This window comes from Streptomyces sp. NPDC051133 (genome assembly GCF_040682635.1).
Taxonomy (GTDB): Bacteria; Actinomycetota; Actinomycetes; order Streptomycetales; family Streptomycetaceae; genus Streptomyces.
In genome coordinates this window covers 76,025-93,287 of sequence record NZ_JBFBBK010000008.1, presented here as the reverse complement: position 1 = coordinate 93,287, position 17,263 = coordinate 76,025, and the positions used below count along the sequence as shown (strand labels likewise).

The following is a 17,263-nucleotide window of genomic DNA, read 5'->3' as shown; positions in this document are numbered from 1 at the left end:
GCAGGTCGCGCTCAGTGCTTGTGACTGCCGAACAGCGAACGGCGCAGTCGGCGCAGCGGTGCGAAGAGGGAGACGCGGCTGACCCGCGTACCCCGGTCGCTGCGTCGTCGGGCGGTGTCACGCGCCGTCAGCTCCAGCATGAGCGAGGTCGCCTCGACCGTCTCCCCCTGTGGTATGGCGGGACCCGCCAGTACCGACAGATGGCGGTCGAGACGCGAACTCGTCGCGCTGCTCCCGCAGGTGATCGCAGGGACCCTGGCCCTGCTGCGCATTGCTATCTGCTCCATGTCACTCCCCACCCGTACGAGTCCACCCGGCCCGGGCAGGGTAACCCTATCGCCCCGGTGAGGCACGCGTGTATCGCGGGCACAGGATTCACCTTCCCTGTAAGGCGGTTGACCATCCCTCGTTGACTACTCTCCGAATCCGACCGATTTCAGGGTGAGTTGGACAATGGGCTGCCCGGTGGGCTGCACTGAGCCGCCGTCAGGCTCGACGGTTACGGCGAGTGACGTCGAGGACGGCTCGAGACCCTTCGCGAGCAAGGGCGTGTCGGCCGCGAACAGGCCGAGGGAGCGCGGTTGCGCGCCGGGGCGCGTGAGCCACAGCTGGTGGACGCGCCCGCCGGGCGGGGTGCCGTATCCGCTGAGGGTGACGACGGCCTCCCCCTCCGATGCGGAAGCGATCACTCCGATACCGCGGCCGTGCGCGTCGGCGCTGCTCATGGTGCGGGCGTCCGGAGCGGCGAGAACGTGGGCGATCTCACGTGACCGGGCCTGCTCGGCGGCGAGCCGGTCCTGGGTGCGGTGTGCCTGGACCGCGAAGAGCGAGGCGACGACGAGGGCCGCGGCGGCGGTCGCCGTGGCGAACGGGGCGAACAGGGGGCGCGCGCGCGGCGTACGGATGCGTCCCGGCGGGGGCTGGGTGCCCCAGACGTGCGGCGGCAGCTGGGCCGCGCGCTCCCGGGCGCGCGCCGGGGCCGGTGCGTGCTCCTGCGGAGTGGTGCGGACGGCGGCCAGCACCCGGCCGCGCAGGGCGGCGGGCGCGGGGGCCGCCGTGGACCAGGCGAGGCGCACCGCGTCCTCGGCCAGGGCGCGGACGTCGTCGGCGCAGCGGTCACAGCCCCGCAGGTGCTTCTCGAAGCGGCGCCGCTCGCCGGGTTCGAGAGCGTCCAGCGCGTAGGGCGCGGCCAGCGAGTGCAGGTCGCCGCGGCGCAGCAGGGTGCCGAGGATGCTCATACCGCGCCTCCCAGGCACTCGCGCAGCCGGGTGAGCCCGTCGCGCATCCGCGTCTTGACCGTGCCGAGCGGCAGCGAGAGCCGCTCGGCCACCTCACGGTAGGTGTAGCCGTCGTAGTAGGCCAGGGTCACGGACTGCCGTTGCAGGGCGGTCAGCCGGTGCAGACAGCGGCGCACCCACTCGCGTTCCAGGCCCGCCTCCACCTCCTCGGCGACCTGGTCGAACGCGGGCTCGCCGGCGCGCATCGCCTCGCGCTGCTCGCGCTCGCCAGCCGCGCGGGCGCTGCGCACCCGGTCGACGGCGCGGCGGTGGGTGAGGGTGAGGATCCAGGACAGCGCGCTGCCCCGCCCGGGGTCGAACCGGGCCGCGGAGCGCCACAGTTCGAGCAGCACCTCCTGGGCGACCTCCTCGGACTGGGCGGAGTCGCGCACCACCCTGCGCACCAGCCCGAAGACCGGGCCGGACACCAGCCCGTACAGCTCCTCGAAGGCCCTCTGGTCGCCGCTCGCCACGCGCACCAGCAGCTCGTCGGCCGCCGTGCGGGCCCCCTCTTCGTGGCCGCAGCCGGTTCTTCTTCGCGTACCGCGCATCCGCACCGCACACACCTCCCGCAGGTGATACGGATCAGCGGGCCGAAAGCGCGGGTCCGAGCGCCGGAAAAGATTTCTTCCCCTCCGACCAATCCGGTCGGCGCACCGCTTCGAATCTCCGTCCGTCAAGGCAAGTCGGCACGGAGGACGGACGGCATGACACCTGTTTTCTCCAGGGGCGGTGCGGGGCGCACGGGCCTGGTGACGCTCATCTGCGGGGCGCTGGCCGCCGGAGGGCTCGTGGCCGCCGGCGTCGCCACGCTGGCACCCGGGGAGGCCTCCGCCTCCTCGCACCGGGAGGCCCCGCTGATCTCGGGAACCCCGCAGTACGACAACACGGACCTGTACGCGTTCGTCAGCCCGGACAAGCCGGACACGACGACGATCGTGGCGAACTGGATCCCGTTCGAGGAACCGGCGGGCGGCCCCAACTTCTATACGTTCGCCGACGACGCGCAGTACGACCTGCACGTCGACAACAACGGCGACGCCCAGGACGACCTGGTCTTCCGCTACACCTTCACGACGCACACGAAGAACGGGAACACGTTCCTGTACAACACGGGCCCGGTCACCAACCTGGCCGACCCCGACCTCAACATCACGCAGACCTACGACCTCGAACTGCTCAAGCTCAAGCACGGGCGCGCGGTGTCGAGGACGAAGGTCGCGGACGACGTGCCGGTCGCGCCGTCGAACGTCGGCAAGGCGTCCATGCCGTACTACGGCAAGCTGCGCGGTCAGGCCGTCTACAAGGCGGCGGGCGGCGCCACGACCTTCGCCGGGCAGGCGGACGACCCGTTCTTCGCCGACCTGCGCGTCTTCGACCTGCTGTACGGCGGCAACCTGAGCGAGGTCGGCCGGGACACCCTGAAGGGCTACAACGTCAACACCATCGCGCTGCAGGTGCCGAACGACCTGATCCGCGAGTCGGCCGGACAGCCGGTCGTCGGCATCTGGTCCACCACCCAGCGCCGCAACGCGCAGGGCTACTACACGCAGGTCTCGCGCCTCGGCAACCCGCTGGTCAACGAGGTGGTCAACCCGCAGAAGGACAAGGACAAGTTCAACGCGTCGCAGCCCGCCTACGACGCCCAGTTCCTGAAGAACGTCACCAACCCCGAACTGCCGAAGCTCATCGAGTCGATCTACAAGATCAAGGCGCCGAGCGAGCCGCGCAACGACCTGGTGGACGTCTTCCTGAAGGGCGTGAAGGGGCTCAACCAGCCGCCGGGCGTGCGGCCTTCGGAGGAGCTGCGGCTGAACACGTCCATCAAGCCGAGCATGCATCCCAAACGGCTGGGCGTGCTGGACGGCGACAACGCGGGCTTCCCGAACGGGCGCCGGCTCACCGACGACGTGATCGACGAGGCGCTGCAGGTCGTCGAGGGGGAACTGGTCGGCTCCAAGAACGACCTGGGCGACGCGGTGGACAAGAACGACAAGGGGTTCGAGAAGGCCTTCCCGTACGTGGCCGAGCCCACGTCCGGCTCCCGCGGCCCGCTCGCCAAGGGCACGACCGCGGGGACGGACGTCCGCAGCCAGCTCGGTGACGCCCTGCAGCCGGCCGGGTCGTCCTCCGGCGGGTCCGGGGACACGGTGCTGATCGCCGCCTCGGCGGCCTCCGGAGCGGCCGGGATCCTGCTGCTCGGCAGCGGGTTCGCCTGGTGGCGCCGGCGCATGCAGCGCCCGTACTGACCCCCGCATCCCCATCAGACCGGCGCGGCCCGTTTCCCCTCCCCCCACGGCGGGCCGCGCCTTCCCCTACCGAGCAGCGACAGGCGACCGAGGAGAGGCCATGTCTCCGGGTACGAACGACGACGAGACCGGCGCACGGCAGCCGGCCACGGAGCAGGACGGCACGCAACCGGCGACGCCCGGCACGGAGGTGAACTCGGGCTGTGGGGCAGAGACCGCCCCAGGCGCCGAAGCGGAGGCGACCTCGGGCTCCGGGGTAGAGACCGACCCAGGCGTCAAAGCTGAGGCGGCCCCGGGCTCCGGCGCAGAGGCAGCCTCGCGCTCCGGGGCTGAGAGCGACGCCGGCTCCCTGGCCACGGCCGACGCCGAGACCCAGGCCGACGCCGTGGCCGTAGCTGTGGCCGTAGCCATGGCCATGGCCGATGCCGACGCCGTGGCCGAGGCCCAGGCCGACGCCGAGGCCCAGGCCGACGCCGAGGCCCAGGCCGACGCCGAGGCTCAGACTGACGCCGGCGCCGGTTCCGGGACCGATGCCGGCTCCCGCTCAGGCTCCGGCACCGGTTCCGCGACCCGTTCCACCTCCACCTCCACGACCGGCTCCCCCTCCACCACTCCGAGCAGCCCCCACTCCGGGGCCGGGGAGCGTGTGGCCGCTCTTCGCCGGTTCTCCCTCGCCGGCCGGCGGTGGCGGGGCGCCCGACGCGTCGGGTGCGCCGTGCTGTTGGCCGTCGCCGTGACCGGCGGGGCGGTCGCCGTGGGCGCCGGGCGCGACCGGGCACCGGTGTCCGTCGCCGCCGCCGTCGACCCGGGCGTGCTGGGCAGCGGGAACCTGGACGCGAGCATCGCCGCACTGCAGGCCCACCTCCGTTCGCAGCCAAGGGACTTCGACGGCTGGGCCACCCTCGGCCTGGCCTACGACGAGCAGGCCCGGACCAAGGGCGATCCGTCCCGGTACCCCCAGGCGGACAAGGCGCTCCAGCGGTCCCTGTCGCTGGCCCCGGACAACGACCAGGCCCTCGCCGGCCGGGCCGCCCTCGCCGCCGCCCGCCATGACTTCAAGCACGCACTCACCTACGCGGAGGCGGCCCTGAAGCAGAACCCGTACAGCGAGCGCGCCCTGTGCTCGCGCGTCGACGCCCTGGTGGAGCTCGGCCGGTACGACGAGGCGGCACGCGCCGCCGAGACCGCCGACGCCCGCAAGCCGGGCGTGCCGGTCTTCACGCGGTACGCCTACGTGCACGAACTGCGCGGGGACGTGACCACGGCACGGCGCGTACTCGGGCAGGCCCTCGCCGCGGCCACGTCACCGGGCGACACCGCGTACGTCGCCACCCAGCTCGGCCAACTCGCCTGGAACCAGGGCGACTACCCGACGGCCCTCGCCTACTACGCCCGCGCCCTGGCCGCCGACGACAACTACCTCCCGGCGCTGGAGGGCCGGGCCCGCGCCCAGGCGGCGAGCGGACGCCGGGCGGAGGCGATCAGGGGCATGGAGACGGTGGTCGCCAGGTACCCGCTGCCGGGGCCGCTCGTGGAGCTGGGCGAGCTGTACGAGGCGCGGGGCGCGGCCGGCGACCGGGCCCGGGCCGAGCGGCAGTACGCCCTCGTGGACGCCTGGATCGCGCTGGCCCGCGCCAACGGCGTCAACGCCGACCTGGACACCGCGCTGGCCGCCGCGGACCACGGCGACAAGGTCTCCGCCCTGCGCGCGGCCCGCGCCGAGTGGGCCCGCCGGCACACCGTGCACACCGCGGACGCCCTCGCCTGGGCGCTGCACGTCAACGGCGAGGACGCCGCGGCCCTCCCCTACGCCCGCCGGGCCACGGCCACCGGCTACCCCAACGCCGCCTTCCGCTACCACCTCGGCATGATCGAGCTGGCCACGGGCCGCACGCGGGAGGGCCGTACCTCCCTGCGCGCGGCGCTGCAGCTGAACCCGGGCTTCTCCCCCCTGGGCGCCGCCACGGCCCGCAAGGCTCTGGGGGGCGCCCGGTGAAGCGACGTCCGCTGTTCCTCCTGCTCGCCGGCTGCGTCCTCGCGCTCCTGCCGGCCGGCACCGCGAGCGCGCACCCCCTCGGCAACTTCACCGTCAACCGCTACGACGGTCTGGTCGCCGCCCCCGGACAGCTCCGTGTCGACCATGTCGAGGACCTCGCCGAGATCCCGGCGACCCAGGCCGCACCGGACATCGCGCGGCTCGGCCTGACCACGTGGGCCGAGCAGCGGTGCGCCGGGGCCGCGCGGGACAGCATGCTCACCGTCGACGGCCGGTCCGTCACCCTGACCGCCGGTGCCGCCCGAGCCCGGCTGCGGCCGGGGCAGGCCGGGCTGCACACCCTGCGGGTGGAGTGCCGGCTCACCGCGTCCCTGCCCCGGGCGCGTCCGGTCGCCCTCGGCTTCCACAGCGCGGGCGCCACGGGCGGCCCCGGCTGGCGGGAGATCACCGCGCGCGGCGACCGGACGACCCTCACCGCGACGGACGTCCCCCGGACCTCGGTCTCGCACGAACTGACCACCTATCCGAAGGACTTGCTGTCCTCCCCCGCCGACACCGTCACGGCCTCCCTGCACGTGCGTCCCGGCGGACCGGCGCTCGCCGAGGAGCGTCAGGACGCCCCGGGCGCCGCCGTGCTGCCGCGCGGCGCCGACCGCTGGACCCGCGCCCTGGACGACCTCGTCGCCCGCCACGACCTCACCGTCGGCTTCGCCGCGCTCGCACTGCTCATCGCGGTCGCCCTGGGCGCGCTGCACGCCCTCGCGCCGGGCCACGGCAAGACGCTGATGGCCGCGACGGCGGCGGCCCGCGGGGGCCGGGCCCGCCCGCGGGACGTGCTGCCACTGGCCGCCTCGGTCACGGTGACCCACACCCTCGGCGTGGTCGCCCTGGGCCTGCTGGTGACCGCCGGTTCGGCCGCCACCCCGTCGGTGATCGCCTGGCTCGGCCTCGCCAGCGGCGCGCTGGTGCTGGCGGCCGGCGCCAACCTCGTACGCCGGGCCTGGCGCAACCGGGCCCACGGGCACGCTCACCTTCATGGCCACGCCCATGCCGACGACCATGCCCACGCCCACGCCCACGAGGAAGTCGAGGAGCGTCAACTGGCGGGTGTGGGGGCGGCCCATGAGCCGGGAGACCACCACCGTCATCATCACCACGAGCCCCATCCCCACCCCCATCCCGATCCCCATCCCCATCCCGATCCCGATCCCGATCCCCACCCTCATGTCGAGCACTCCCACGGCGGGCACACCCACACCCACTCCACCGCCCCCACCCTGCGCGGCACCCTCCTGCTCGGGTTCGCGGGCGGGCTCGTGCCCAGCCCGTCCGCCGTTGTCGTGCTGGTCGGTGCGGCGGCGCTCGGGCAGGCCTGGTTCGGGCTGCTGCTCGTCGTCGCCTACGGAGCCGGCCTCGCGCTGACGCTGACCGCGGCCGGGTTCGCCGTGGTGCGGCTGGGTTCGGGGGTGTCCCGGGTGCTGGAGCGCCGCCCGCGCTGGACCGCCCACCCGCTGGCCGCGCTGGTGCGCCGGACGCTGCCGCTCGCCTCCGCCCTGGTCGTCGTCGCCCTCGGTGCCGGATTGGTGTTCAAGGGGGCCGCATCCGCGTTCGGCTGAGCTACTTTTGGGGAGAATTCGTGCGAGATGCCTTGGGGGGCGCCCGTGTCCGAAGAGCCGGGTCGCGACCGTGTGATCGCGGGCCGCTACCGTCTGCTGTCCCCGCTCGGCGAGGGCGGCATGGGGACCGTGTGGCGCGCCCGGGACGAGGTGCTGCACCGCGAGGTGGCCGTGAAGGAGGTACGGGCACCGGCGGGGCTGGCCGCCTCCGACGTGGAGCGGATGTACGCGCGGCTGGAGCGCGAGGCGTGGGCGGCGGCCCGGGTGGCGAACCGCAACGTGGTCACGGTGTACGACGTGGCGCTGGAGGGCGGCCGGCCCTGGATCGTGATGGAGCTGGTGCGGGGGCTGTCGCTCGCCGACGTGCTGGAGGCGCAGGGCCCGATGCCGCCGCAGCGGGCCGCGTTCGTCGGTGCCGAGGTGCTGTCCGCGCTGCGCGCCGCGCACGCCGCCGGGGTGCTGCACCGGGACGTGAAGCCGGCCAACGTGCTGCTGGCCGACGACGGACGGGTGGTGCTCACCGACTTCGGGATCGCCACGGTCGAGGGCAGCTCCGCGCTGACCATGACCGGCGAGGTGATCGGCTCGCCCGAATTCCTCGCGCCGGAGCGGGCGTTGGGGCGGACACCGGGCCCCGAGTCGGACCTGTGGTCGCTGGGGGTGCTGCTGTACGCCGCCGTCGAGGGCGTGTCGCCGTTCCGTCAGGACACCCCGCTGAGCACGCTGCGTGCCGTGGTGGACGAGGAGTTGCCGCCGCCGCGCCGGGCGGGGCCGCTCGCGCCGGTCGTCGAGGGGCTGCTGCGCAAGGACCCCGCGGAGCGGCTCCCCGCCGAACAGGCGGAGCGGGGCCTGCGGCTCGTGGCGGCGGGCGGGACGCCCCGGACGGCGTCGGTGCCCGTGCCCTCGCCGTTCCCGCCGACCGTGCCCTCGCCGTACCCGCCGACCGTGCGGACGCCGTCCCGGCAGCCCTCGCCGACCCCGCCGATTCCGGTTCCCGCCACGACGTCCACCTCGCCGGCGCGCGACCGCCGTGCCGGTCTCGTCCTGGTCGCGGGTGCGCTCGCGGTCGTACTGGCGCTGGCCGGACTGACGTACGCACTGCTGCACCACGACGACGGCGGTGCGGGGACCGACGGTGCGGGGACCACCCGCACGAGCGGCGGTACGTACGCGCCCACCGGGCGCGGCGGCACCGACGCGGACACCGGGACGTCACCGACCGCGCCGCGCAGCAGCACGGCGCCGAGCACACCGCCGGCCCAGTCGGTGGACGTCACCGTGGCCGGCGCGCACACCGCGTACGCCGGGACCTGCCCGCCCCCGGACGCGCAGGCGCCGTCCTTCACGGCGACGTTCACGGTGGGGCGGCTGCCCGCGCAGGTGGAGTACCGGTGGGTGACGACGCGCGGCTCGGTGTCCGATCCCGGGTGGCACACGCTGTCGTTCCCGGACGACGGCGGGAAGACGCGGCAGGTGCGGGTGACCCTGACGGTGTACTCCGGCAGCGGCACGACCGAGGACGGGATCAGTGTGAAGGTACGCGCTCCCGTGCGGACCTCGTCGAACGCCGTGCCGTTCTCGGTGACCTGTACGACGGCGACGGAGACCCCGTCGGGCGGGGCCTCCGCTTCGGCCTCGGGCTCGGGCTCGCCGGAGAGTTCACCCTGACGGGCGAGCCCGCACGGGGTCAGGCGTTGTTCGTGAGGACCGGGAGGTAGCCGCCCGACTGGCCGGCCGCGGTCGGGTGGTAGGACTCGCCGATGTCGAGCCAGTTGACGCTGTGCAGCCAGGAGTCGCTCGAGCAGATCTCGTGGCTGGCGAACGGGGTGCGGACGTCGCCGAAGGTGAAGCCGTGGGCGCCGGCGCGGGCCTGGATGGCGCTGTCCATGTAGTCGGCCGCCCCGTTTATGGCCGACCGCTTGGTGTCGGAGAGGCCGAGGCAGGTCTGGCCGAGCAGGTAGAAGCGGGGGTAGCCGATGACGACGACCCGGGCGGACGGGGCTTTGGCGCTGATCGCGTCGTAGACGGCGTCGAGCTTGCCGGGGAGCGTGGAGTCGACGTACGCCTTCGCGGTGTTGATGCGCGACAGGCAGGCGCTGTCCGACTGGATCACACAGGTCGTCATGACGTCGGAGAATCCGGCGTCGTTGCCGCCGATGGTGATGGAGACCAGTGAGGTGGCGGAGTTCAGCGAGCCGAGCTGGTTCGCGAGGACGTCGTCCGTCGTGGCGCCCGAGCAGGCGTTGAAGGCGAACGAGGACGGGCCGTGGGCAGCGTTCCACAGGTACGGGTACGCCTTGGTGCTGCGGTCGCAACTGCCGCTCGAACTGATGTAGCTGCCGGAACCCACTCCGGAGGAGTAGGAGTCGCCGAGCGCCACATAGCCGCCGCTCGCGGCGGTCGAGGAGGCCTGTGCCGAGGCGGCTCCGGTGAGGGAGAGGCCGGTGGCGAGGAGGAGCGAGGTCACGAATCCGGTAAGTCGGGAACGTCTCATGGAACCTCCCTTTAGCAGGATCTCTGCCTCAACTGTCGTAGCAACTACGCGTGTTGACGGGAAGTGTTCATGCCAAGACTTTTCAGGTCTCAACAGGATCAGCCCGATACGTTCACCGCTCATCTATTGCATGGGCATGTCATTTCCCTCCACGAGGGGCCGCTCCACCCCGTCTTGACGCCGCCCCCGGGGCTGCGCCACATTGAAGCCCGGCATCCGGCGCGTCGGGGGGCAAAGTCGCCAATGCAGACCTTGGGTATCAACTCACCTTCATCAGACGGCGCGGCGCGGGACGCCGAGGGAGCACGGCCGGGACCGGGGAGGGACCTGTCGCCGCTGCTCGCCGGTGCCGCGACCGCCATCGGGGCGGCCGGGGCGCTGCTCGCGCTCACCGACTCCGCTTCCGCCCTGCGCGCTCCGTGCGCACTGTTCTTCCTGCTCGCGGCGCCGGCCGCGGCGATCGCCGCGACGCTGCGCGGGCTGGATCCCTTCGGCCGGGCGCTCTCCGCCCTCGCGGGCTCGGTCGTCGTCAACATGCTGGTCGCGCAGGGCATGCTCGCCGTCCACCGCTGGTCGGTGCGCGGCGGCGTGGTCGCGGTGACCTCACTGAGTCTGGCCCTGGTGCTCCTGACCCTGATCGGGGGACGGATTTCCGGAAAACACGTACAAAGCTGAGCAATCTGGGCCAAAGTTGTGTAACGCACGAACCGACAAAAACGTGAGGCAGCCCCCCAGGGCTTGCCTTTCGGGTTCAATCGTCAATACCGTCGTACATCTCACCCGCATCGGTACGTCGAACCACGGCTCCAGGGGAGGGCTCAGGGCCGCGGCGTCACCGGGGCGGGGCGCGGTAGGGGGGTGCCGTGCTCGGTGACCGCAACTGTGACCGAGTCGTGCCGCGCGACCGGCTGCCGTCTTTCTCCGGCGGCCCGGCCAGCTTTGCCAGCTCGTCCGTGTGCACGGAGACCGACGCACCGTGCCGAAGACGAGAACCCCCCTTTCGAACCGGACACACAACCGGGCCGCCCAGGGGCGGGCGGTCCACCGGACGAGAGGGAAAAGACTCATGAGTTCCGTTCTCCGCCCGCCTAGTTCGGGTCAGGATCCTTTCATCGCCGCCGACTACCGGCCGATCTCCTCACACCTGGCGATCACCCCGCCGGTGAGCGTGGTCATCCCCGCCATGAACGAGGCGGAGAATCTGCCCTACGTCTTCAAGACGCTCCCGGACTGGATACACGAAGTCGTCCTCGTGGACGGCAATTCCACCGACGACACCGTGGAGGTGGCCCGGTCCCTGTGGCCGGACGTCAAGGTCGTCGAACAGCGGGGCAAGGGCAAGGGGGACGCCCTGATCACCGGGTTCGAGGCCTGCACCGGCGACATTATCGTGATGGTCGACGCGGACGGCTCCGCCGACGGCAACGAGATCGTGTCGTACGTCTCCGCCCTGGTCTCCGGCGCCGACTTCGCCAAAGGGTCGCGCTTCGCCAACGGCGGCGGCACCGACGACATGACCTTCATCCGCAAGCTCGGCAACTGGGCGCTGTGCACCGTCGTCAACCGCAAGTTCGGCGCCCGCTACACCGACCTGTGCTACGGCTACAACGCGTTCTGGCGGCACTGCCTGGACAAGATCGACCTCGACTGCACCGGCTTCGAGGTCGAGACGCTGATGAACATCAGAGTGGTCAAGGCCGGCCTGAAGGTGCAGGAGATCCCCAGCCACGAGTACCTGCGCATCCACGGCACCAGCAACCTGCGCGCCGTGCGCGACGGTATCCGGGTGCTGAAGGTCATCCTCGAGGAGCGCTCCAACCGGCGCGAACTGCGCCGCCAGGAAAGCCACTCGCGGCTGCTCGACACGGTCCGGGGAGAGGTGTCTTGAGAGATCCCGGCATCTCCGTCGTGATCTGCGTGTACACCGAGGACCGCTGGGAGGACATCCTCGCGGCGGTCTCCTCGGTGCGCGCGCAGTCGTATCCGGCGCTGGAGACGCTCCTGGTCGTGGACCACAACCCGGCCCTGAAGGACCGGCTGGCCCGCGAGTACAAGGAGACCGAGGGCGTCCGGGTGCTCGCCAACGCCGGCCCGCGCGGCCTGTCCGCCGGCCGCAACACCGGCATCGCCGCCTCCCACGGCGAGGTCATCGCCTTCCTGGACGACGACGCCGTGGCCGAACGCGACTGGCTGCGCCGCTTCGCCGAGGGATACGCCGACCCCCGCGTCATGGCGGTCGGCGGCCGTACGCTGCCCGTCTGGGCGTCGGGGCGGCGGCCCGCCTGGTTCCCCGAGGAGTTCGACTGGGTGGTCGGCTGCACCTACAAGGGGCTCCCCCCGGGCCGGGTCCGGGTCCGCAACGTGCTCGGCGGCAACGCCTCCTTCCGGCGTACGGCGTTCGAGGCGGCGGGCGGCTTCGCCACCGGCATCGGCCGCGACGGCGACCGCCGCCCGCTGGGCTGCGAGGAGACGGAACTGTGCATCCGCCTCACCCGCGTCCGCCCCGACGCGGTCCTGCTCATCGACGACCGCGCGGTGATCCACCACCGGGTGCCCGCACCCCGCGAGCACTTCGCCTACTTCCGCACCCGCACCTACGCCGAGGGCCTGTCCAAGGCGCTGGTGGCACGGAGCGTCGGCGCGGACAAGGGCCTGGAGTCCGAACGCCGGTACACCACCCGGGTGCTGCCCGCCGGAGTCGCCCGCGGCCTGCGGGACGCGCTCCTCGGCCGCCCGGGCGGGCCGGGCCGCGCGGGCGCCATCGTCGCGGGGGTGCTGAGCGCGGCCGGCGGCTATGCGGTGGGGACCCTGCGGGCGCGCCGGAACGGTACGGCCTTCTCGTCGGCGCCGGTCCAGGACGGCACGGAGCCGGCCCGGGGAGGCGGCGATGACTGACACCCCGGTCCCCATCCTCATGTACCACTCCGTCGCGGCCGCCCCCAACGACGCCACCCGGGCCCTGTCCGTGGCCCCGGAGGCGTTCGCCGAGCAGATGGCCCTCGTCGGCGACCTCGGTCTGACCCCGGTCACCACCGCCGCACTCGCCGACCGCTGGCGCACCGGACGCCCGCTGCCCGAGAGGCCGGTGCTGATCACCTTCGACGACGGCTACGAGGGCGTGCACCGGCATGCGCTGCCCGTGCTCGCCAAGCACGGCTTCCCGGCCACGCTGTTCGTCTCGACCGGCTGGATCAGGGGCGCGTACGACACCGGAGGCGGCCTCGACACCATGCTCGACTGGCCGCAGGTGCGTGAACTGGCCTCCGCCGGCGTGGAGATCGGCGGCCACAGCCACACCCACCCGCAGCTGGACCAGCTCTCCGACGGCGGGCTGCGCACCGAGCTGAGCCGCTGCACGGACATCGTCGCCGGGGAACTCGGCGCACTGCCGGTGTCCTTCGCCTACCCCTACGGCTACTCCAGCCGTAGGGTGCGCCGGGCGGTGCGCGCCGCCGGTTACGCCCAGGCCCTCGCCGTCGGCAACGGCCTCGCCCGCCGCCGCCAGGGGCCGTACGCGCTCGAGCGGGTCACGGTCCGCCGCGGCACCGGCGTGGAGGAGTTCGAACGACTGCTCCAGGGCCGCGCCATAGCCCGCACCTTCGCCAGGGACCGCGCCCTCACCAAGGGGTACGCCCTCGTCCGCAGAGCCCGCCAGGTCCGCCGGAAGGCCATCCGTTCCCGTGTCTGACACGACCACCACGACCGAGGCCACGACGCCCGCCGCCGAGGCGCCCGAGAAGTCCGGGCGCCGTCTCCGGCTGCCCGGCACGGGCGGGTCCCCGGGCGGCAGCCCGCTGTTCCGCAACGCCTACGCGCTGATGCTGAACACCGGCATCTCCGCCGTCCTCGGACTCGGCTTCTGGCTGGCCGCCGCCCGCTACTACTCCGAGGACGCGGTCGGACAGGGCTCGGCCGCCATCGCCGCGATGAAGTTCCTCGCCGGGCTGACCGCGGTGACCCTCACCGGGGCCCTGGCCCGCTTCATCCCGGTCGCCGGGGCGCGCACCGGCAAGCTCATCTTCCGTACCTACGCGGGCAGTTCCCTGCTGGTGGCGCTCGCGGGAGGCGTCTTCCTGCTGACCCTGGACAGCTGGGGGCCGTCGTACCGGTTCCTGCACGGGACGGTCAAGGGGCTCGGCTTCATCCTGGCCGTCGCCGCCTGGAACCTGCTCACCCTGCAGGACGGTGTGCTGACCGGGCTGCGCAGGGCGACCTGGGTGCCGGTGGGCAACACCGTGTTCTCGGCGGTGAAGCTGGCCCTGCTCGTCGCGTTCGCCGCCGCCTTCACGACCACCGGTGTGTTCGTCTCCTGGGTGGCCGCGATCGCCACCTCGGTGGTGCCGCTGGGCTGGCTGGTGTTCCGCCGGCTGGTGCCCCGGCACGTGACGGCGACCGAGGGCCGCGCGGAGCCGCCGACGCTCCAGCAGGTCGGCCGGTTCCTGGCCGGGGACTACACCGGCTCGCTGTTCTCGCTCGCGGTGATCTACCTCGTACCGGTGATCGTCGCCGCGCGGGTCAGCTCGGCGGAGAACGCCTACTTCTACATCGCCACCACCATCGGCGGCACCACCGACCTGCTCGCCATCAACATGGGCGCGTCCCTCACGGTCGAGGGCTCGCACGACCCGGGGCGGCTGGCCGCCAACACCCGCGCCGCGCTGAAGCGCATGGCCCGGATCATGCTGCCGATCGCCGCCCTGTGGATCATCGGCGCGCCCTGGATCCTGGGCGTGTTCGGCGAGGGCTACGCGGACGCGGCGACCCCGCTGCTGCGCTGGCTCGCGGTCGGCTCGGTGCTGCGGGTCGTGATCGAGACGTACTTCGCGGTGCTGCGCGCGCGCAGCCGCACCGCCGGGCTCGCCTGGCTCCAGGGCCTGTTGTGCGTGCTGGTGCTGGGCCTGACCCTGCTGCTCCTGCCCCGGATGGGGCTGACCGGCGCGGGGGTCGCCGAGGCCGCCAGCCTCGCGGTGATCGCGGCGATCGCCGCGCCGAGGCTGTGGCGGACGATCCGGTCCGCGCCCGCCGCCGTCCCCGACTCGGCGGCTCCCGACGGGGACCTCGCCGACCTGGGGGCGTCCGAGGCCGCCCCCGCTGCTCCTGCCCGGCGGCACAGCCCGACGTGGGCGCTGGACTCCGAGACCCTCGCGCTCGGCATCCACGTGGACTTCGACCATGTGGAACGGCGCCCGGACGTCCGCCCGGGCCCCGGCACGCCGCCCGCCGGTACGCCGGTGCCGCCGCCGGGGCCACCGGTGGGACCGCCGGTGGGACCGCCGGTGGGACCGCCGGTCGGGCTTCCCGTGGGGCTTCCCGTGGAGGAGCGGGAGCCCGGCAGCGAGGCCTCGCTCGGCCCGGCGGAGGCCCGGCTGCTGCGGGAGGCGGAAGCGGCGGAGGTGGACGCGCCGTTCACGGAGGAGGAGAAGGAGGCGTCGATCACCCGGCGCGAAGCGGCCTTCCCCCACGCACCCGACCCGCATCCCCCTGTCCCCCATGCCCCTGAGCCCCGCGCCCCGCTCCCGCACGCCGCTTCCGGCGCCGCCGTACCGGACGAGCCCGTGGCCGGGGACCCCGGGTCCGGCGAGCCGCCGGCACCCGGGTCGCTGCGGCAGCGGCTGCTGCCCACCCGTTCCGGTGTGGTCCTCGGCTGTCTGCTGATCGCCGCGCTGCTGCTGTACTGGGTGCCCGCGCTGCGGCTCGACGAGGCCGACCTGGACCGGATGGGCGGCCTCGGGCTGGTCTCGGTGCTGCCGCTGCCGACGCTCGTCGGGGCCGCCCTGCTGGTCACCGTCTTCGCGGCGCTGCTCTGGCTGCGCCGCGAGCACCGGGCGCTGCTGCTGCTCACGCTGGTGGCGACCGTGGTGTCGCTGCACGCGCTGCCCGCCGTGATCGAGACCGAGCCGCGGTTCCCGACGGCCTGGCAGCACCTGGGGTTCCTGGACTACATCGACCGCACCGGGTCCGCCGTACCGGACCTGGACGCCCGCTGGAGCTGGCCGGGCTTCTTCGCGGTGGCCGCGTTCGTCGGCCGGGCCTGCGGGATCACCGACTTCACCGAGGTCATCCGCTGGTGGCCGACGGCGATCCAGCTCTCCTACCTGGCCCCGATGTTCCTGCTCACCCGGTCGCTGCGGGCGGGCTGGCGGGCGAAGTGGACCGGCGTCTGGCTGTTCGTGCTGTGCGGCTGGGTCGGCCAGGACTACTTCTCCCCGCAGGGCTTCACCTATCTGCTGTACCTGATGTTCGTGGCGATCCTGCTGGTGTGGTTCCGTCCGCCCCGCGTGATCTGGGCGAAGTTCCGCCCCGGCGAGGCCGAGGTGGAACCGGCCGACCGGCACCGGCGCGCGGTGTTGCTGCTGGTGCTGATCGGCCTGTACGCGGCGAGCGTCCCGGCCCACCAGCTCACCCCGTTCGTGATGCTCGGCGTGCTCACGGTGCTGGTCCTGCTGGGCCGGTCGGAACTGCGCGGGCTGCCGCTGCTGTTCGGGGTGCTGGTCGCGGTCTGGGTCGGTTTCATGGCCGAGCCGTACTGGTCGGGTCACTTCAACGACCTGTTCGGCGGCGTCGGCGGCGTCGGCAGCAATGTCTCGACGTCCGTCTCCGGCCGTATCCAGGGCGGCAGTTCGACCCACAAGCTGGTGCTGTACACCCGCGTCCTGCTGGCCGGCTCGGTGCTGGCGTTCGCCTGCTGGGGCTGGTGGCGCCGCCGCTTCCACCGGTACCGCGAGCGGACGCTGCTGGTGCTGACCTTCGTGCCGTTCCTGGGCTTCGGCATGCAGTCGTACGGCGGTGAGATGGCGCTGCGCGTCTTCATGTTCGCGGTACCGGGCGCGACGCTCCTCGGCGCCCTCGCCCTCTTCCCGCGCACCGGCGCCACCGCGAAGGAGCGCGAGAAGGACCGGGTCGGCCTCGCCCCGCTCGCCGCACTGCTCGCGGGGCTGCTGCTGATGGGCGGCTTCCTGGTGGCCCGCTGGGGCAACGAGCCGTTCGAGCGCGTCCGGCCCGGCGAGGTCGCGGCCATGGACTGGGTGTACGCCCACGACAAGCCGACCGTACGGCTGCTGTGGCTGACCCAGGACACGGTCAACGACGTGACCCCGGCGATGCCGTGGGGCGCGCGGGACATGGAGCGGGTGAACTATGTGCCGACGCTCGCACCGACCGACCCGCTGCTGGTGTCGGGCCTGGTCAAGTCGCTCAAGGACGCCGGTCCGAACTCGTATCTGATGATCAACCGCAGTCAGGTGACGTATCTGGAGCTGGACGCGGGCTACTCCACGACCTGGGAGCCCCGGCTGGTCGAGAACCTGGACGACCGGCAGGAGCTGACGAAGGTCCTGGTCAACGACGACGTCACGGTGTTCGCGCTGCGCAGGCAGCCCGCGGGCGCGGTGCCGAGGCCGCACCCGGGACCGATCGGGCCGCAGGTGACCTGGACGCCGTGGTCGGTGATCGGCGCGCTGGCCGCCGTGGCCCTGATCGTACTGCTGGCCGCCCGCGAGGTGGTCCGGGTCGCGGTCCGGCCCGGCGTGCGCCAACTGCGTTGGCTGCAGGGCAGTTTCTGGTTCGCGCTGCCACTGCTGGCGGTGGTGCTGGCCTCGCTGGTGCAGCGGTTCCTGACGATGAAGTGACGG

General features: G+C 73.1%; 13 protein-coding genes. 9 read left to right on the top strand and 4 right to left on the bottom strand.

Annotated features, from left to right (window positions below):
• Nucleotides 1-11 precede the first annotated feature (11 nt).
• From AB0N17_RS11360 to AB0N17_RS11350, 3 genes are all read right to left on the bottom strand, one after another.
• The gene (locus AB0N17_RS11360; RefSeq protein ID WP_366010950.1) at nt 12-287 is read right to left on the bottom strand and encodes a hypothetical protein; all 276 of its coding nucleotides are present in this window, start codon (nt 285-287) and stop codon (nt 12-14) included.
• A gap of 126 nt (nt 288-413) precedes the next feature.
• Nucleotides 414-1,238 carry an anti-sigma factor gene (locus AB0N17_RS11355; RefSeq protein WP_366010949.1) on the bottom strand — a complete coding sequence of 275 codons (825 nt, stop codon included), beginning with the start codon at nt 1,236-1,238 and terminating at the stop codon, nt 414-416.
• Nucleotides 1,235-1,828: a sigma-70 family RNA polymerase sigma factor gene (locus AB0N17_RS11350; RefSeq protein ID WP_366010948.1), complete on the bottom strand. Its 594-nt coding sequence runs from the start codon at nt 1,826-1,828 to the stop codon at nt 1,235-1,237. The genes AB0N17_RS11355 and AB0N17_RS11350 overlap by 4 nt, the downstream gene beginning before the upstream one ends.
• A 156-nt stretch (nt 1,829-1,984) precedes the next feature.
• On the opposite strand from AB0N17_RS11350, the gene AB0N17_RS11345 reads away from it, so the two are divergent.
• The 4 genes from AB0N17_RS11345 to AB0N17_RS11330 all read left to right on the top strand — a co-directional run bounded on the left by AB0N17_RS11345 (nt 1,985) and on the right by AB0N17_RS11330 (nt 8,806).
• Nucleotides 1,985-3,526: a DUF4331 domain-containing protein gene (locus tag AB0N17_RS11345; RefSeq protein ID WP_366010947.1), complete on the top strand. Its 1,542-nt coding sequence runs from the start codon at nt 1,985-1,987 to the stop codon at nt 3,524-3,526.
• Nucleotides 3,527-3,626: 100 nt separating this feature from the next.
• Nucleotides 3,627-5,522, top strand: coding sequence for a tetratricopeptide repeat protein (locus tag AB0N17_RS11340; protein WP_366010946.1), 1,896 nt, complete (start codon nt 3,627-3,629; stop codon nt 5,520-5,522).
• Nucleotides 5,519-7,138: a nickel transporter gene (locus AB0N17_RS11335; protein ID WP_366010945.1), complete on the top strand. Its 1,620-nt coding sequence runs from the start codon at nt 5,519-5,521 to the stop codon at nt 7,136-7,138. Before AB0N17_RS11340 ends, AB0N17_RS11335 begins: the two co-directional genes overlap by 4 nt.
• Before the next feature lie 27 nt (nt 7,139-7,165).
• The gene (locus AB0N17_RS11330; protein ID WP_366010944.1) at nt 7,166-8,806 is read left to right on the top strand and encodes a serine/threonine-protein kinase; all 1,641 of its coding nucleotides are present in this window, start codon (nt 7,166-7,168) and stop codon (nt 8,804-8,806) included.
• 19 nt (nt 8,807-8,825) lie between these two features.
• Here the strand turns inward: AB0N17_RS11330 and AB0N17_RS11325 are convergent, their stop codons facing one another.
• Entirely contained in the window at nt 8,826-9,632 is an 807-nt protein-coding gene (locus AB0N17_RS11325; protein ID WP_366010943.1) for an SGNH/GDSL hydrolase family protein, read from the bottom strand.
• A gap of 243 nt (nt 9,633-9,875) precedes the next feature.
• Here AB0N17_RS11325 and AB0N17_RS11320 point away from each other — a divergent pair, with 243 nt between their 5' ends.
• The 5 genes from AB0N17_RS11320 to AB0N17_RS11300 all read left to right on the top strand — a co-directional run bounded on the left by AB0N17_RS11320 (nt 9,876) and on the right by AB0N17_RS11300 (nt 17,260).
• Nucleotides 9,876-10,307: a hypothetical protein gene (locus AB0N17_RS11320; protein WP_366010942.1), complete on the top strand. Its 432-nt coding sequence runs from the start codon at nt 9,876-9,878 to the stop codon at nt 10,305-10,307.
• 391 nt (nt 10,308-10,698) lie between these two features.
• On the top strand, nt 10,699-11,520 hold the full coding sequence (locus tag AB0N17_RS11315; protein ID WP_366010940.1) for a glycosyltransferase family 2 protein: 822 nt from the start codon (nt 10,699-10,701) through the stop codon (nt 11,518-11,520).
• Nucleotides 11,517-12,527 carry a glycosyltransferase family 2 protein gene (locus AB0N17_RS11310; protein WP_366010939.1) on the top strand — a complete coding sequence of 337 codons (1,011 nt, stop codon included), beginning with the start codon at nt 11,517-11,519 and terminating at the stop codon, nt 12,525-12,527. Before AB0N17_RS11315 ends, AB0N17_RS11310 begins: the two co-directional genes overlap by 4 nt.
• Complete coding sequence (locus AB0N17_RS11305) at nt 12,520-13,320, top strand: polysaccharide deacetylase family protein (protein ID WP_366010938.1); 801 nt, start codon at nt 12,520-12,522, stop codon at nt 13,318-13,320. The genes AB0N17_RS11310 and AB0N17_RS11305 overlap by 8 nt, the downstream gene beginning before the upstream one ends.
• The gene (locus AB0N17_RS11300) at nt 13,313-17,260 is read left to right on the top strand and encodes a polysaccharide biosynthesis C-terminal domain-containing protein (RefSeq protein WP_366010937.1); all 3,948 of its coding nucleotides are present in this window, start codon (nt 13,313-13,315) and stop codon (nt 17,258-17,260) included. Before AB0N17_RS11305 ends, AB0N17_RS11300 begins: the two co-directional genes overlap by 8 nt.
• Nucleotides 17,261-17,263 lie beyond the last annotated feature (3 nt).

Bases quoted from the DNA above. Each gene is read 5' to 3' on its own strand.
- AB0N17_RS11320 (WP_366010942.1), top strand. From the start codon at position 9,876: ATGCAGACCTTGGGTATCAACTCACCTTCATCAGACGGCGCGGCGCGG.
- AB0N17_RS11345 (WP_366010947.1), top strand. From the start codon at position 1,985: ATGACACCTGTTTTCTCCAGGGGCGGTGCGGGGCGCACGGGCCTGGTG.
- AB0N17_RS11325 (WP_366010943.1), bottom strand. From the start codon at position 9,632: ATGAGACGTTCCCGACTTACCGGATTCGTGACCTCGCTCCTCCTCGCC.
- AB0N17_RS11355 (WP_366010949.1), bottom strand. From the start codon at position 1,238: ATGAGCATCCTCGGCACCCTGCTGCGCCGCGGCGACCTGCACTCGCTG.
- AB0N17_RS11350 (WP_366010948.1), bottom strand. From the start codon at position 1,828: ATGCGCGGTACGCGAAGAAGAACCGGCTGCGGCCACGAAGAGGGGGCC.
- AB0N17_RS11360 (WP_366010950.1), bottom strand. From the start codon at position 287: ATGGAGCAGATAGCAATGCGCAGCAGGGCCAGGGTCCCTGCGATCACC.
- AB0N17_RS11330 (WP_366010944.1), top strand. From the start codon at position 7,166: ATGCCTTGGGGGGCGCCCGTGTCCGAAGAGCCGGGTCGCGACCGTGTG.
- AB0N17_RS11315 (WP_366010940.1), top strand. From the start codon at position 10,699: ATGAGTTCCGTTCTCCGCCCGCCTAGTTCGGGTCAGGATCCTTTCATC.
- AB0N17_RS11340 (WP_366010946.1), top strand. From the start codon at position 3,627: ATGTCTCCGGGTACGAACGACGACGAGACCGGCGCACGGCAGCCGGCC.
- AB0N17_RS11305 (WP_366010938.1), top strand. From the start codon at position 12,520: ATGACTGACACCCCGGTCCCCATCCTCATGTACCACTCCGTCGCGGCC.